The organism is Nonomuraea sp. SYSU D8015 (assembly GCF_008065375.1).
Classification (GTDB): Bacteria; Actinomycetota; Actinomycetes; order Streptosporangiales; family Streptosporangiaceae; genus Nonomuraea.
The window spans coordinates 659,204-673,192 of sequence record NZ_VJYI01000003.1; the positions used below are offsets into that span (position 1 = coordinate 659,204).

General features: G+C 72.1%; 11 protein-coding genes. 4 read left to right on the forward strand and 7 right to left on the reverse strand.

What is annotated here, in order from left to right:
* The first annotated feature begins 47 nt into the window (after positions 1 to 47).
* Entirely contained in the window at positions 48 to 812 is a 765-nt protein-coding gene (locus tag ID574_RS18410) for an alpha/beta fold hydrolase (protein ID WP_223166822.1), read from the forward strand.
* Here the strand turns inward: ID574_RS18410 and ID574_RS18415 are convergent.
* From ID574_RS18415 to ID574_RS18425, 3 genes are read right to left on the reverse strand one after another with little or no spacing between them, the layout of a single operon-like run.
* Positions 809 to 1,324 (reverse strand): LacI family DNA-binding transcriptional regulator, encoded by a 516-nt coding sequence (locus ID574_RS18415; RefSeq protein WP_188190099.1) that lies wholly within the window; start codon positions 1,322 to 1,324, stop codon positions 809 to 811. The two genes, ID574_RS18410 and ID574_RS18415, sit on opposite strands and share 4 nt — an antisense overlap.
* A complete protein-coding gene (locus ID574_RS18420; protein WP_188190100.1) occupies positions 1,321 to 1,479 on the reverse strand; it encodes a hypothetical protein in 159 nt (52 codons plus the stop codon). Before ID574_RS18420 ends, ID574_RS18415 begins: the two co-directional genes overlap by 4 nt.
* A 25-nt stretch (positions 1,480 to 1,504) precedes the next feature.
* Positions 1,505 to 2,974, reverse strand: a complete 1,470-nt coding sequence (locus tag ID574_RS18425; RefSeq protein WP_188190101.1) for a glycoside hydrolase family 43 protein — start codon at positions 2,972 to 2,974, stop codon at positions 1,505 to 1,507.
* 406 nt (positions 2,975 to 3,380) lie between these two features.
* On the opposite strand from ID574_RS18425, the gene ID574_RS18430 reads away from it, so the two are divergent.
* Entirely contained in the window at positions 3,381 to 4,466 is a 1,086-nt protein-coding gene (locus ID574_RS18430; protein WP_223166823.1) for a LacI family DNA-binding transcriptional regulator, read from the forward strand.
* A gap of 8 nt (positions 4,467 to 4,474) precedes the next feature.
* On the opposite strand, the gene ID574_RS18435 is transcribed toward ID574_RS18430, so the two are convergent.
* From ID574_RS18435 to ID574_RS18445, 3 genes are all read right to left on the reverse strand, one after another.
* On the reverse strand, positions 4,475 to 4,726 hold the full coding sequence (locus ID574_RS18435; protein ID WP_188190103.1) for a hypothetical protein: 252 nt from the start codon (positions 4,724 to 4,726) through the stop codon (positions 4,475 to 4,477).
* Between the two features lie 61 nt (positions 4,727 to 4,787).
* Complete coding sequence (locus tag ID574_RS18440) at positions 4,788 to 5,813, reverse strand: LacI family DNA-binding transcriptional regulator (protein WP_223166824.1); 1,026 nt, start codon at positions 5,811 to 5,813, stop codon at positions 4,788 to 4,790.
* A 133-nt stretch (positions 5,814 to 5,946) separates the two neighbouring features.
* Complete coding sequence (locus ID574_RS18445; RefSeq protein ID WP_188190104.1) at positions 5,947 to 8,865, reverse strand: endo-1,4-beta-xylanase; 2,919 nt, start codon at positions 8,863 to 8,865, stop codon at positions 5,947 to 5,949.
* 224 nt (positions 8,866 to 9,089) lie between these two features.
* Between ID574_RS18445 and ID574_RS18450 the strand changes: the two genes are divergently transcribed.
* Both ID574_RS18450 and ID574_RS18455 read left to right on the forward strand, forming a co-directional pair.
* Entirely contained in the window at positions 9,090 to 11,306 is a 2,217-nt protein-coding gene (locus tag ID574_RS18450; protein WP_188190105.1) for a pectinesterase family protein, read from the forward strand.
* Positions 11,303 to 11,689, forward strand: coding sequence for a RidA family protein (locus ID574_RS18455; RefSeq protein ID WP_188190106.1), 387 nt, complete (start codon positions 11,303 to 11,305; stop codon positions 11,687 to 11,689). The genes ID574_RS18450 and ID574_RS18455 overlap by 4 nt, the downstream gene beginning before the upstream one ends.
* A gap of 160 nt (positions 11,690 to 11,849) precedes the next feature.
* On the opposite strand, the gene ID574_RS18460 is transcribed toward ID574_RS18455, so the two are convergent.
* The gene (locus ID574_RS18460) at positions 11,850 to 13,943 is read right to left on the reverse strand and encodes an ATP-binding protein (RefSeq protein WP_188190107.1); all 2,094 of its coding nucleotides are present in this window, start codon (positions 13,941 to 13,943) and stop codon (positions 11,850 to 11,852) included.
* Between the last annotated feature and the right edge of the window lie 46 nt (positions 13,944 to 13,989).

Genomic DNA, 13,989 nt, shown 5'->3' on the forward strand with positions numbered 1-13,989 from the left:
CCTAGCATCGGTAGCCAACGGTTTCTATGCGATTCTGGAGCGCCCCGATGCTGCACCACACCGACGAGGGCCCGCGGGACGCCCCGGTCCTGCTGCTCGTGCACGGCTGGGGCGGGGACGGGCGGGCCTGGGCGCCGGTGACCGCCGCGCTCCCGCCGCGCTTCCGCGTCGTGGCGCCGGATCTGCGCGGCCACGGCCGCTCCCCCGCGCCCCCGTCCGGCTACCGCCCCGCCGAGCTGGCCGCCGACCTGGTGGCGCTCATGGACCGGCTCGGCGTCGAGGCGGCGGTCCCGGTGGGTCACTCGATGGGCGCCCAGGTCGCGACCGCGCTGGCGGTCGAGCATCCCGGCCGCGTGCGGGCGCTGGCCGTGATCGACCCGGCCTACGGCGCGGACGAGGACGAGGAGCGCCTCTTCGCCGCCCGGCTGGCGGCGCTGCGGGCCGGCGGAGCGGCGGCGGCCGTACGCCAGCTCGGCGCCGACGCCCTGCCCCCGGACGTGCGCGACCAGCTCCTCGCCACCCCCGGCCACGTGCTCGCCGCCTGCTACGAAGGCATGTACCTCACCGACGAGGCGTTCGGCACCCGCCGCGCGGCCGAGAAGTACCTGGCCCGGCGGCCCTGCCCGGTGCTGTCCCTGCACGCCCGCGCGGAGCCCGCGGCCTGGGAGTCGGCCATCCCTGCGCCGCCCGGCTCACGGGTGGAGACCTGGCCGGGCACGAGCCACTTCCTGCACCTGGAACGCCCGGCGGCCTACGCCGCGCTCCTCGCGCAGTGGCTCTCCGAACGGGAGGGCGGCGCCACCGGCCGCTAGAGCTCGAGCTCCAGGGCGGGATTGCGGACCGGGGTGCGTGTGACGAGGGAGTCCAGCGCGGCCGCGCAGAGGTCCTCCAGCGGCCGCCCGGACACGTCCACCGTGGCCACCGGCAGGCGGCGGTCGCGCAGCCACGCCTCCTGGAGGGGCGTGAGCCCGGTGCCCGCCAGCAGCACCCCGGCGCTCCCCCGCCCGGCGAGCCGGCCCAGCCAGCTCTCGCCCGGCGTGCCGTCGGCGACGGAGACCACCAGGTCGCCGCCGGCCTGCCGGGCCGCCCGCTCGGAGGCCGCGACGACCTGGAGCGCGTGCGGCGCGGCCAGGTCGTCGATGAGCAGGTCGAACAGCCAGTGGTTGGGCGGGGTGCGCCGCTGGTAGCCGCGGCGGCGCAGCACGTCCATGACGCGGGCCCGGGTGGGCGTCGAGACGTCCGTCCGCCCGTTGAGCACCTTGGACACGGTGGACGGCGACACCCCGGCCTCGCGGGCGATCATGGTCAGCTTCGGCGAGCTCATCGGAGACCCCCGGCGCCGTACTCCCGCGCCCCGGGCGGGCCGTCGCCGGGGGTCGGCGAGGAGCCCGGCCCGGCGCCACGGTCGCGGAAGGAGAAGCGGGACGGCGAGTGGCCGGCGGCCGGTGAGATCGGGGTGCGGACGCCCGGGGTCTTCATGTGCTCTCCTCGGGGTGTGTGAGCGTTAACGCGCCTCGTAGCGAACGTCGTGGAAGGTCGCCTGGCCGCCCTCGCCCGCGAGGTCCTGCACCCACAGGCCGACGAAGGCGCCGGTGAAGCCGAAGGCGCGGATCTGGCCGTCGACGATGTCGTCGGCGTGCTCGTCGGACAGGATCGTGGCGTCGAGCTCCACGGGGATGGGCTTGCCGTCGCAGGTGAAGCGCAGCACGGGGCCGTCGAACTCGAGGCCGAGCCGGGTCGCCGGCCCCCCGTTGTAGTGGATCGTGCGCGCGCCCCGGTCGCTGCCGGTCAGGACCAGGCCGTCGGTGGTGATCGCGAGGTGGTACCAGTTGCGGGAGTTGTAGTAGGCCGTGATGCCGGCGGACTGGTGCACGGTGCGGGGCTCGGCCGTCACGCTCGCCTCGAAGACGCAGCTCGTGCTGGTGACGCGGCGGGCGATCAGGCTGGGGGTGCGCAGCCCGTACGGGGACTGCCCGCCCGTGATCGTCACGCTGTCGCCGTCGAAGGTCACCCAGTCGGGCGAGGCGGGCCGGCGCAGGGTGCTCCACTCCTCCTGCGCGGGCGGCCACGGGTGCGGCGGCAGGGCGGGCGCGGGCACCTCGACGGCGGGCACTCCCCCGGCCACCCGCGGCCAGCCGTCCACCCACTCGACGTGCTGGATCGCGGTCTCCCTGCCCAGCACGCAGGGGCCGCGCGTGGTGTAGGGGCGGGCGGCGAGGTGGGCGACGTACCAGTCGCCGTCCTGGGTCTGGACGAGGCAGCCGTGCCCGGCCTTCTGCAGCTCCAGGCCGGGGTCGTGGCGGGAGGTGAGCATCGGCCCGGCCGGGTCCGGCTCGTACGGGCCCTCCAGCGAGCGGGACCTGAGCACGGAGGCGCCGTGCTCGTAGCCGGTGCCGCCCTCGGCCACCATCAGGTAGTACCAGCCGTCGATCTTGTAGATGTGCGGCCCCTCGGTGACGTTGCGGTTCTCGAGGATGAGCTTCGCCTCGCCGCCGTCGAGCGGCCGCATCTCGATCCCGGCGAATCCGTGGCCCGGCCGGGAGTCGAAGATCATGCTGAGCAGGTACGATCGGTCGTCGTCGTGGAACAGCGCGGCGTCGAATCCGCGGCCGGGCAGCGGCACGGGGTCCGACCAGGGGCCGTCGATGGAGGGTGCGGTGACGAGGTAGTTGGCGATGTCCTTGAAGCCGTGCCCGTAGTTGTCCATCACCCCATAGACCAGGTGGAACAGGCCGTTCGCGTAGGTGAGGTCGGGCGCCCAGACACCGCCGGAGTCCGGCACGCCGCTGAGGTCGAGCAGCCGGCGGTCGGTGAGGATGCCGCCGAGGGGCCGCCAGTGGACGAGGTCGCGCGAGTGATGCACGCGCACGCCCGGATACCACTCGAACGTCGAGGTGGCGATGTAGTAGTCGTCGCCGACGCGCAGGATCGACGGGTCGGGGTGGAAGCCGGGTAGGACGGGGTTGCGGATCATGACCTCAACTCGACGGCGCAGTTACAGAAACCGATCGCCGTGAACGCTACGGCCGCGTGGCCATGACCACAAGAACGTGTTACGAATACGTTACCTAGCCGTCCGGCGCCACGCCATCTCCCTGCCAGGACGCGTTTCTGGCGTAGGCCGTTGACCCGGAGTCCGCCATGCTCATACCGTAGACACCGGTTTCTACACCTGCGCTCCCGAACGGAGACTTTCCGCCCGTGCCCCAACGCCATGCAGCGTCGTCCGCCGGATGCCCGACGCCGTTCGCCACGCGAGCGCGGGCAACGGCGATGACCGGCGCCGTTGGGGATGCCGAGCGGATCTCGCTGGCCATAGACTGCGGTGAGGTCGCGAACCTCTCATGCTTTCCCCCGTCGACCACCGTGAGGGGCCTGACTTGTCGCGAAGAGTAAGCCCGAGAGAAGCGGGCGCGGACGACGAGCGCGTCACCATCCGCGACGTGGCCGCGCGCGCCGGGGTGTCGGCCACCACCGTCTCCAGGGTGATCAAGGGTGACTACCCGGTGGCCCAGTCCACCCGCACCCGCGTGCTGCGCGCCATGCGCGAGCTCGACTACGTCCTCAACGTGCACGCCCGCGCCCTGTCCGGGGCCAGCACCAAGATGGTGGCGTTCGTGCTCGACGACGTCACCGGGCCGTCCTTCGCGTACGTCGCCAAGGGCGTCGAGCAGCAGGCCACCGCCGAGGGGCGGCTGTGCATGGTGTGCACCACCCACGGCGACCCGGCCCGCGAGCTGGCCGTCGTCGAGGCCATGCGCGAGCAGCGGGCCGACGCGGTCATCCTGGTCGGCGGCGGCTCGCTCGACGACACCTACCGCGAGCGCATGTCGCACTTCGCGCACGCCCTCGACAAGGCTGGCTCCAGGCTCGTGCTGTGCGGCCGGCCGCCGCTCGGCGACGACGTGCCGACCACCGTGGTCGAATACGACAACGAGGGCGGCGCGTACGCGATGACCAGCCACCTGCTGTCGCAGGGGCACCGGCGCATCGCCCTGGTGGGCGCCTCCACCCCCGACGACCTCAGCACCACAAAGCTCGACCGGGTCCGCGGATTCGAGCGGGCGCACGAGTCGTTCGGCGTGCCCTACGACCCAGACCTGGTCATCCCCGCCTATTTCGGCCGCGCCGACGGCTACGCGGCCACGCGCCGGCTCATCGCGCTCGGTGCCGAGTTCACCGCGGTCTTCGCCGCCACGGACATGGTGGCCATCGGCGTGCTGGCGGCGCTGCGGGAAGCCGGGATCCGGGTGCCGGAGGACGTGTCGCTGGCCGGCTACGACGACATCCCGTTCGCCGCCGACCTGACTCCGGCGCTCACCACGGTCCACGTGCCGACGGAGGAGCTGGGACGCACGGCGGTGCGCCTGGCGCTCAACCGCGAGGAGCGCCAGCACGTGGTCCTCGGCACCCACATCGTCGTCCGCGACTCCGTCCGCCCACCCGGCCGGAACATGGTGCGGTAGAGCTTCCGTCACACCGCGAAAGGCGCCATGCCCGACTGTTCGGAGTCAACCCGGCCGCGCTTTATAGCGCCCATGAGATACCCGGCCCGAAGGTCAAAAAGGCCATCAGCGGGCCGGAACAGCTCGCCGCCGAGATCGACGCGCGCGTCGGCCGCGGTGAATTCTCCGCTTCCATGGTTGAAGCCGCCCAACACTGGCTCGCTTTGACGAAGACAGGCGAGATCGTCGATGAGTACGAGCTCTCTCGGATCTGGGAGCACGGCAGATCCAGTGGCTCAAGGTCTAGAAACAGGCGACGAGTTCCCGTGCCTTGAGGTCCGCCTACCGATGACGCGGAGGGGCCGTCGACTCTCGGACGATCAGGCGGGGTGGCACCAGGGAGATCTCGGGTTGAGGCCGGCCGGTCAGTTCGGCCACCGCAGCGTGGAAGCACGCCCGGCCCAACCCCGCGAAATCCATCCGCACCGTGGTCAGCGCGGGCGTCCAGAACGCCGAGCCCGGGATGTCGTCGAAGCCGACGATGCTCACGTCCCCCGGCACGTCCTTGCCCGCGTCGTAGAGGGCCCGCCGCACGCCCTGGGCGATGTCGTCGTTGCCGCACAGGATCGCCGTCACGTCCGGCCGGGCGGCGAGTTGCCGGCCGGCCACGTACGCCGACGCGACGTCCCACCCGCATCCCAGCACCTCGGGGATCTCGGCCCGCGCCTCGGTGAGCGCGTCGCGCCAGCCCGCCTGCCGGCCCCCGGAGCGGCCCTCGGACGGGATGGCCACGTGATGCACGGTCCGGTGGCCCAGCTCCAGCAGGTGGCGGGTGGCGTCGGCGGCGGCGCGCCGCTCGTCCAGGGCGATCGCCACCCGGCCCAGATCGGGTGCGCCCGGCTCGGCGGCGACGATGGCCGGGATGTGGCCCGGCAGCGCCTCCAGCACGGCGGTCCCGAGCGGGTCGAACGCGATCACGATCAGCCCGCCCGCGCTCGGGTCGCTCACGTAGTCGACGGTCTGCCGCACCTCGGCCGACTCCACGACCCTGATGCCCAGGGCCACGCCGTCCGTCCTGGCGGCCTCCTCGATGCCCTGCAGCGTGCAGGCGTAGCCGTACAGCGTGGTGTTGGAGGTCACCACGGTGACGCCGCTGGCGCGGCCGAAGCCGAGCGTCCGCGCCGCCCTGTTGGGCCGGAAGCCGAGCCGGTCGATGGCGGCCAGCACGGCGGCGCGGGTCGCGGGCCGCACCCTGGGTGACTCGTTCAGCACGCGCGAGACGGTCTGGTGCGAGACGCCGGCCTCGGCGGCGACGTCACGGATGCTCGGGGCGGCCCCTTTACGGGCATGTCGGGGGCTCGCGTTCACGATCACATGGTAGTCGGGCAGGGAGAGTTCAGGACCGGATCTCCACCCGGCCCTGAACCAACGGTCGTCCGAAGCCTCCGGCGTCACCTCTGCCCCTTCGACCACCTGCCAGGAGCACCATCTTTCAGGGGCGTTACGAGGCCAGGCGGAGCACGCCCCAGTGGCTGGTGTCCACGTAGCTGCGGCCGGTGCTGTCGTTCCAGGTCACCGCGGCGGTGCGAGCCGCGCCCGTGGCGTCGTTGACCTGCACGTCGAAGCCGAGCAACGTCCCCTCCGCCAACGGAAGAGTCGGCAGCTTGATCGCCGCCTCGACGACGTAGCCGCCCGGCACGACCTTGGCGACGGCCGACAGATTGTCCTTCACCCCGGCCGCGTCGAAGGTCCCGCCGACGGTGAGGCGGCCGGAGAAGCTGACCCGGTATTGCCCGTCGTCGTCCGTGTATCCCTTCGTCTTGCCGTTGCCCGGGTCCACGAAGATCTCGACGGAGTCCTGCTCCCAGGGGTTGGCCGACTGCTCACTCAGGTCAGGGTCCGCGACCTGGGCGAGCACGTACAGCGTGGAGCCGCTCCACAAGGATCTGACCCGGGCGGTCGCGCCCGTGCTGCCCTGGATCCAGGTCGCGGTGATGATCTCCGGCGCGGCCCGCCACACGGGGTCGGCGACGCCGTCGAGCACGGGGGTGCGGTGGGCGGCGGCGGTGAGCTTGACGGCGGGGACGGCGGTCACCTTGCCGGTCCACGAGGTCGTCGTGGACCCGTCGCGCACGGTCACGTCGACGTCCGTGCCCTTCTTGACCAGCGCCTCGACGCGGTAGCCGGTCGCCGTCCGCTTCACCGCGGCCTTGGGCCCGCCGGACCGCGTGACGGTGTGCGAGGTGCCGTCCACGGTGAACGTCACCCGGTCCGTCGCGTTGACGGTCGGGTCGGTGACCTCCGCGAGCACGTACAGGCCGGCGGAGGCGGAGCGGGCCTGGAAGGCGGCGGACACGTTTCCCACGCGGGCGATCGGCGCGTCCGGCAGCAGGTCCCACTGCAGGTCCCGCCTGCCGTCCACCTTGACCGTCCCGGCGGGCGCCTCCAGCTTCCGCACGAGCGGCGGCAGCTTGGACGGGTCCACGACGCCCCAGTAGGCGGGCTTGGCCTGCAGGTCGTGGTCGAAGAGCAGCGGCGCGTTCAGCCGCGGGATCGGCCAGGTGTTGAGCCAGCTGACGTCGTCGGACCCGCCCCACACGGTGACCGAGCTCAGCTTGCCCGCCTGCCGCCGGAAGACGTCGAACAGCTCCTTGTACCGGTGTCCCTGCTCGGCCAGGAGCTCCGGCGGGATCGACGGGTAGGAGGAGACGAAGTCGGTGTAGATGCTCACGTCCAGCTCGGTGACCTGCTGGTCCACGCCGAGCGTGGCGAAGCGCTCGATGGTGTCCTCGACGTACGAGGCCGGCGGCTGCTCGATGTTGAGGTGCAGCTGGTGGCCGACGCCGTCGATCGGCACACCCTCGTCCTTCAGCCGCTTGACCAGGGCGTACAGGGCCTCTCGCTTGCGCGGGAACTCGGTGTTGTAGTCGTTGATGAACAGCTTGGCGTCCGGGTCGGCCTCGCGGGCGACGCGGAAGGCGGTGCGGATGTAGTCGAGACCGGCGATCTCGTACCACTTGGAGCGGCGCAGCCCGTCCGGCTGGTTCTCGTCGATGACCTCGTTGACGACGTCCCAGGCCGAGATCTTGCCCTTGTAGCGGGTCACCAGCGTGCGAACGTGGTTCTCCACGCGGCGCAGCAGCGTCTCCTTGTCGGCGCCCTCGAACACCCAGGCGGGGGTCTGGCTGTGCCAGACGAGCGTGTGCCCGCGGATGGTCATGTCGTGCTCGACGCCGAAGTCCACGAGGTGGTCGCCGTCGGCGAAGGCGAACTCGCCCTCCCGGGGCTCGGTGGCGTCCCACTTCAGCTCGTTGCCGGGGGTGATGCCGTTGAAGTGCCTGGCCAGCAGCTCGCCGTGCACGCCGAGCGTGTCGGGTCTGGTGAGCGCCGAGCCCATGACGAACGGCACCTTGTCCTTGACCGCGGGGATGTCGGTCTGGATGGGCTTCGGCGCGACGTACGTCATCGTGAAGTCGTCCAGGTGGAAGGGGAAGGCCCCGCTGTCGGACTCGACGTACACGCTGAGGAAGTCCACGTCGTAGGCGAGCGTGTACGTGCCCGCGAGCTGCACCCACTGCCCCGCCGGCACGTCCTTGGGCGGGACGATGCGCTCATAGGTGGGCGTTCCGGCGCTCCGCCGCTCCATCGACAGGCCCAGCCGGCCCGACGCGGTGTCGGGGCCGAGGCGCACCCACACGGACAGGGCGTACTTGTCGCCCTTGCCCATCCTGCCGAGCACGTTGATCGCGGGCCCGTCCCAGGAGGCCGACCGGCCGGTCACCGCGAGGCTGCGGGCGCCCCCGTGGGCGGCGGCGGTGCTGGACTCGAGCGTGGCGGCGGCGCGCGGCGACCAGTCCTGCGTGGTGCCGTCCTCGAAGTCGGTGCTGATCGGCTCGCGGGTGGGGTCGCCCTGCGGGCTGATGACGATGTCGTCGAGGTAGTACTGCGAGGTGGGGTCGGAGCTCTCGGCGTAGAGCTGGAGGTCGGTGGAGTCGGCGCTGAAGAGATACGTGCCCGCGAGCCGCACCCACTCGCCGTCGGTCACGGTGGCCGCAGCGACCCGCTCGTACGTGGTCTCGCCTCCGGTGGGCGTGCGCTGCACGGTGAGCGCGATCGTGCTGGCCGGCTGTCCGGTGACGAGCCGGGCGTACGCGGTCACCCGGTAGGTGACGCCCTTGACGAACGGCGGGGCGATCGAGGCACCGTGCCAGTTCGCGGTCCTGCCTGTCGTGAGGAGGGCGCTCGTCCCGCCGTGGGCCGCGTCCGTGGTGACAGCGACGGAGACGCCGTCGCCGCGTGGGCCCCAGCCCTGCGTCGTCCCGTCCTCGAAGTCGTAGGTGATGTCGGGCGCCGCGTGCGCGGGAAGCACCGGCACGAGGCATAACAGGGCGGCGGCCACCAGGGCTCGAAGGGTGCGCACGGTGCTCCCAATGAAAGTTTCAGAAACATGCCGATAAATATCAGGCGGACTGTAGAGCCCGCGTGGTTCGCCCGTCAATGAGCGCTGCAACCGTTTGTTGCAGAAGTGGTGCAGTTTTACTGCATCCGTTGACGTGCCAGCGCCATTACGTCACCGTTTCATGCAACCGATTGCCGCACCACTGGGCGAGGTCGCATATGAGACTTCTTTTACTCCTCTCGTTGATGGCGACCCCCGCGGTGGCCGATCATCACGCCGCCACGATCGTGGTCGCGGCCGACGGCACCGGCGACCACGCCACCGTGCAGGCCGCGGTGGACGCGGTGCCCTCCGGCAACAAGCGACCGGTCACCATCCTCGTCCGCAAGGGCACGTACAGGCAGCAGGTGGTGATCCCCGCCGACAAGCCGCACATCTCGCTGGTCGGGGACACGCGTGACCCGCGCGAGGTGGTGCTCACGTTCGACGTCTCCGCCTCCACCCCCAAACCGGACGGCTCCGGCACCTACGGCACGTCGGGCAGCGCCTCGTACGTGATCAGCGCCCCCGACTTCACCGCCCGCAACCTCACCTTCGAGAACGCCTACGACGAGGCCGCGCACGGCAACAGCCAGGCCGTGGCGGTGCGCACCACCGGCGACCGGCAGGTGTACGAGAACGTGAGGTTCATCGGCAACCAGGACACGCTCTACGCCAACACGCCCTCCGCCACCACGGTCGCCCGCCAGTACTTCCGCGACTGCTATGTGGAGGGCGACGTCGACTTCATCTTCGGCCGCGCCACGGCCGTCTTCGACAACTGCGTGATCAAGGCGCTCAACCGCGGCAGCGCGGACAACAACGGCTACGTCACCGCGGCGAGCACGGAGCTGAGCAACCCGTACGGCTTCCTGATCTACCGCAGCCACCTGACCAGCAACGCCCCGGCCCGCACGGTCCATCTGGGCCGCCCGTGGCCGGCCGGCGGCTCGGCGACGGCCCGCGGGCAGGTGCTGGTGCGCGAGTCATGGCTGGGGCAGCAGATCAAGGACGCGCCCTGGACCGACATGTCCGGCTTGAACTGGCGGGAGGCCCGCCTGTCCGAATACCGGAACCACGGCCCCGGCGCCACCGTCAACGACGACCGGCCGCAGCTCACCGCCGAGCAGGCCGCCGCCTTCACGCCGGAGAGGTACCTGGCGGGAAGCGACGGCTGGAACCCCGTCCGCCGCCACCACCCACGCCCCGAGCCGAACCGGCTGGGCCGCGAGGTCCTCCTCCGCGACGACGGCTGGGCGGCGGCCACGACCGGCACGACGGGCGGCTCGGCGGCCCGTCCCGAGAACGTGCACGTCGTGTCGACCAGGGCGCAGCTGCGGGCGGCGCTCGGCGACCCCGCCGACAACACCCCCAAGATCATCTACCTGAAGGGCGGGATCGACGCCGACACCTCCGACTCGGGCGCCCCGCTGACCTGCGCCGACTACGCCGTCAACGGCTACAGCCTGCCCGCCTACCTGGCCGCGTACGACCCGGCCGTATGGGGCAGGACCAGCGTGCCGTCGGGCCCGCTGGAGGACGCGCGGCGGGCGTCGTACAACAAGATGGCCCAGCATGTCACGGTCGCGATCGGCTCCAACGTCACCATCGTCGGCCTGGGCCGCGACGCCGCCCTGAAGAGCTTCGGCCTGCGGATCAGCAACGCCGACAACGTGATCGTCCGCAACCTCACCATCACCGACACCTCCGACTGCTTCCCGCAGTGGGACCCGACCGACGGCGCGGAGGGCAACTGGAACGCGTCGTTCGACAACGTCGAGGTCTCCGGCTCCACCCACGTCTGGCTCGACCACAACACGCTCAACGACGGCGACAACCCGGACTCCGGCCAGCCGTCGTACTTCGGCCGCCCGTTCCAGGTGCACGACGGGCTCCTCGACGTCGTCCGCGGCTCCAACTACGTGACGCTCTCCTGGAACCACCTGAGCGGCCACGACAAGGTGACGCTGATCGGCAACACCGACAACCCGGCCCGCTACGGCGAGGCGGACAAGCTCAAGGTCACGCTGCACCACAACTACTTCGAGGGCCTGGGACAACGCGCTCCCCGGGTCCGCTTCGGCCAGGTCCACGTGTACAACAACTACTACACGGGCGGCGCCACGCACGGATACAGCATCGGCGTGGGCTTCGGCTCGAAGGTCTACGCCGAGAGCAACGCCTTCGACGGCATCGCGGCGGCGAAGGTGCTGACGGTGTTCGGCGGCACGGCGATCACCGCTGAGGACAACCTCGTGGACGGCGTGCCCACCGACCTGGTGGGCGCGTACAACGCCGCCAACGGCACGACGCTCGGCGCCGACGCCGGCTGGACCCCGTCCCCGCACACGCGCATCCACCCGGCCAAGGCTCTGAAGGCCCTGGTCCCGGCGGGCGCGGGGGCTGGTAGAAAGATCGCATGACGACGTACACCCGCATCGATCCGCTCGACGCGCCCGAGCCCCAGGGCGGCTACACCCAGGCCCTCGCGGTCGAGGGCGCGTCGAAGCTGCTGTTCGTGAGCGGCCAGATCCCCGAGACCCGGGACGGCAAGGTGCCGGACGACTTCGAGTCCCAGTGCCGGCTCGTCTGGAGCAACATCCTGGCCGCCCTGCGGGCCGCGGACATGGACGTGTCCAACCTCGTCAAGGTGACCACGTATCTGTCCGATCGCCGCTACGCGGACGTCAACGGAGCGGTGCGCAGGGAGATCCTGGGCGGCCACCGCCCCGCCCTGACGGTGATCATCGCCGAGATCTACGACAGCCGCTGGCTCCTGGAGATCGAGGCCGTCGCCGCCGATTAGCCCCCATTCCCGCACCTCACCACGCCTGGCCCTGGCTGCCCGCCACCGCCGTCCTCGGCGGAGCTCTTCCTTGGGGAAAGCCGCACTTCGTGCGGGTCCCTTGAGGGGAGGCCGGGAAGGGGCGGAGGCGACGAGGTCGTCATCCGCCGCAGCGCTGCGGTCAGCGGCCGTTCGTCAGGCCCTCGGGCTCCAGTGCGAACGCGAGTCCGGCCTCGATGTCGCTGTTGAAGCCGGTGCGGAAGGCCTCGCGGTAGGCGTCGTCGCCGAGTGTGCCGCGGGCCTGCCGCTCGCACTCCGCCCGCGCGGCCACCCAGGCGGGCACGTCTGCCTGCGCCCGCCCGTGCGTGCTCCAGATCCGCTTGGCCAGGCCGAGCAGCCGCGCGGCGCGCTCGGCCCGCCCCGCCGCGCTCGCCGCGACGGCCAGCAGGTCCACGGTCAGGCCGATGCCGAAGCTGTCGTGCAGCCGCCGCTTGGCCCGCAGGGCCGCCTGGCCGTAGGCGACGGCGGCGTCGAGGTGGCCGCGGGCCAGCTCGGCCTGCCCGCGCAGCAGGTCGCCGTGGGAGCGCATCGACTGCTCGCCGCACTGGTCGCACAGCGCGCGCAGGTCGTCGAGCACACCGATGGCCTCCTCCACGCGGCCGTCCACGGTCAGCGCGTGGGCGCGGCACAGCAGCCCCTGCAGCCCGGCCAGCGTGGGGCCCTCATCGCTCCAGCGCGTGCGGTAGGCGTGCTCCGACTCCCTCATCGCCTGCGGCACGTCGCCGCGGATGACGCCGGCGGACGCCCTGAGCGCCCTGGCGCACGTCTCGGCGTAAGCGCCCCCGGGGTCGGCGGCGGCCTCGCACTGAGCGGCCCTGGCCTCGGCGAGGTCCGCGTCCCCCTGGGTGGCCGCCAGCAGGCCGTCGGCCCACAGCGCCTGGACGAGGGCGGGGCCGGGCTCGTGGTCGAGGGCCAGCGCCTGCCCCAGGTAGTGGCGGCCCTCCTTGACGTGGCCGCAGCCGAACCAGAAGAACACCAGGGTCCCGGCCAGGTAAACGGCCGTCCGGGCGTCCTTCTCGGCCAGCGCGGTCTCCAGCGCGGCCCGCAGGTTGTCGTGCTCGGCGATCATGCGGTCGTACCAGGACGCCTGGCCCGGGCCGAGCCAGCCGGCGGCGCCGCGGGCGGCCAGCGCCACGTAGTGGTCGCGATGCCGCCGCCGCAGCTCCTGCTCCTCGCCCAGAACGCGCAGCCAGCCGGCGCCGTACTCGCGCAGCGTGTCGAGCATGCGGTAGCGCTCTCCCGCGCCGGTCGGCAGCCAGGTCAGGATCGACTCGTCGGCCAGCGAGTCGAGCAGCAGCCCGACGTCGGCCTCCGGCAGCCGCTCGTCGGCGCACACCTGCCGGACGGCCTCGGCATCGAAGTCGCCGGCGAACACCGAGATCCGCGCCCACAGCAGCCGCTCGGCGGGCTCGCACAGCTCGTGGCTCCATCCGACGGCCGTGCGCAGCGCCCGGTGCCACGGCGGGGCGGCCGCGCCCGCGCCGGTCTCCAGCGTGGCGAACCGGTCGTCGAGCCGGTCGGCCAGGGCCTCGACGGGCAGGTCGCGCAGCCGGGCCGCGGCCAGTTCGATGGCGAGGGGGATGCCTTCCAGGCGGCGGCACAGGCGGGCCACGGCGGCCTGGTTGTGCTCGGCGACCGTGAAGCCGGGCACGTTGTCGGCGGCGCGCGCGGCGAGCAGGGCGACCGCGTCCAGTCCGGCGACGTCCCTGGCGTCCTCGGTGGGCACGGGCAGCGGGTCGACGACGTACACCAGCTCGCCGGCGGCCTCCAGCGGGCGGCGGCTCGTGGCGAGGACGCGCAGCCCGGGAACGGCCGCGAGCAGCGTCTCGACGGTGTGCGCGCAGGCGTCGACGAGGTGCTCACAGGTGTCGAGCACGAGCAGCACCTCGCGGCCGGACAGGTGCTCGGCCAGCACGTCGGTCATCGGCCGGGTGGTCTGGTCGGTGAGCCGGAGCGCCCCAGCGATGGCGTGCGGCAGGAGCACGCCGTCGTCCAGCGGCGACAGCTCGACCAGCCAGGCCCCGCCGGAGAACTCGGGCCGCAGGTCGGCCGCGGTGCGCAGCGCCAGCCGGGTCTTGCCGACGCCGCCGACGCCGGTGAGGGTCACCAGGCGGGAGCGGCGGCAGGCCCGCCGGATCTCGTCCAGCTCGGTGCGGCGGCCCACCAGGCTCGTCAGCTCCGAGGGGAGGTTCCCCGCCTGCCACTTACCTGCCATCGTGATCCTCACCCGATCGAACCCGGTTCCGAGAGCAGCTTGCCGG

What these genes read in the sequence shown, in the direction of transcription:
- ID574_RS18410 (WP_223166822.1), top strand. Translation starts at nt 48, where the DNA reads ATGCTGCACCACACCGACGAGGGCCCGCGGGACGCCCCGGTCCTGCTG.
- ID574_RS18455 (WP_188190106.1), top strand. Translation starts at nt 11,303, where the DNA reads ATGACGACGTACACCCGCATCGATCCGCTCGACGCGCCCGAGCCCCAG.
- ID574_RS18420 (WP_188190100.1), bottom strand. Translation starts at nt 1,479, where the DNA reads ATGAAGACCCCGGGCGTCCGCACCCCGATCTCACCGGCCGCCGGCCAC.
- ID574_RS18460 (WP_188190107.1), bottom strand. Translation starts at nt 13,943, where the DNA reads ATGGCAGGTAAGTGGCAGGCGGGGAACCTCCCCTCGGAGCTGACGAGC.
- ID574_RS18415 (WP_188190099.1), bottom strand. Translation starts at nt 1,324, where the DNA reads ATGAGCTCGCCGAAGCTGACCATGATCGCCCGCGAGGCCGGGGTGTCG.
- ID574_RS18450 (WP_188190105.1), top strand. Translation starts at nt 9,090, where the DNA reads ATGGCGACCCCCGCGGTGGCCGATCATCACGCCGCCACGATCGTGGTC.
- ID574_RS18425 (WP_188190101.1), bottom strand. Translation starts at nt 2,974, where the DNA reads ATGATCCGCAACCCCGTCCTACCCGGCTTCCACCCCGACCCGTCGATC.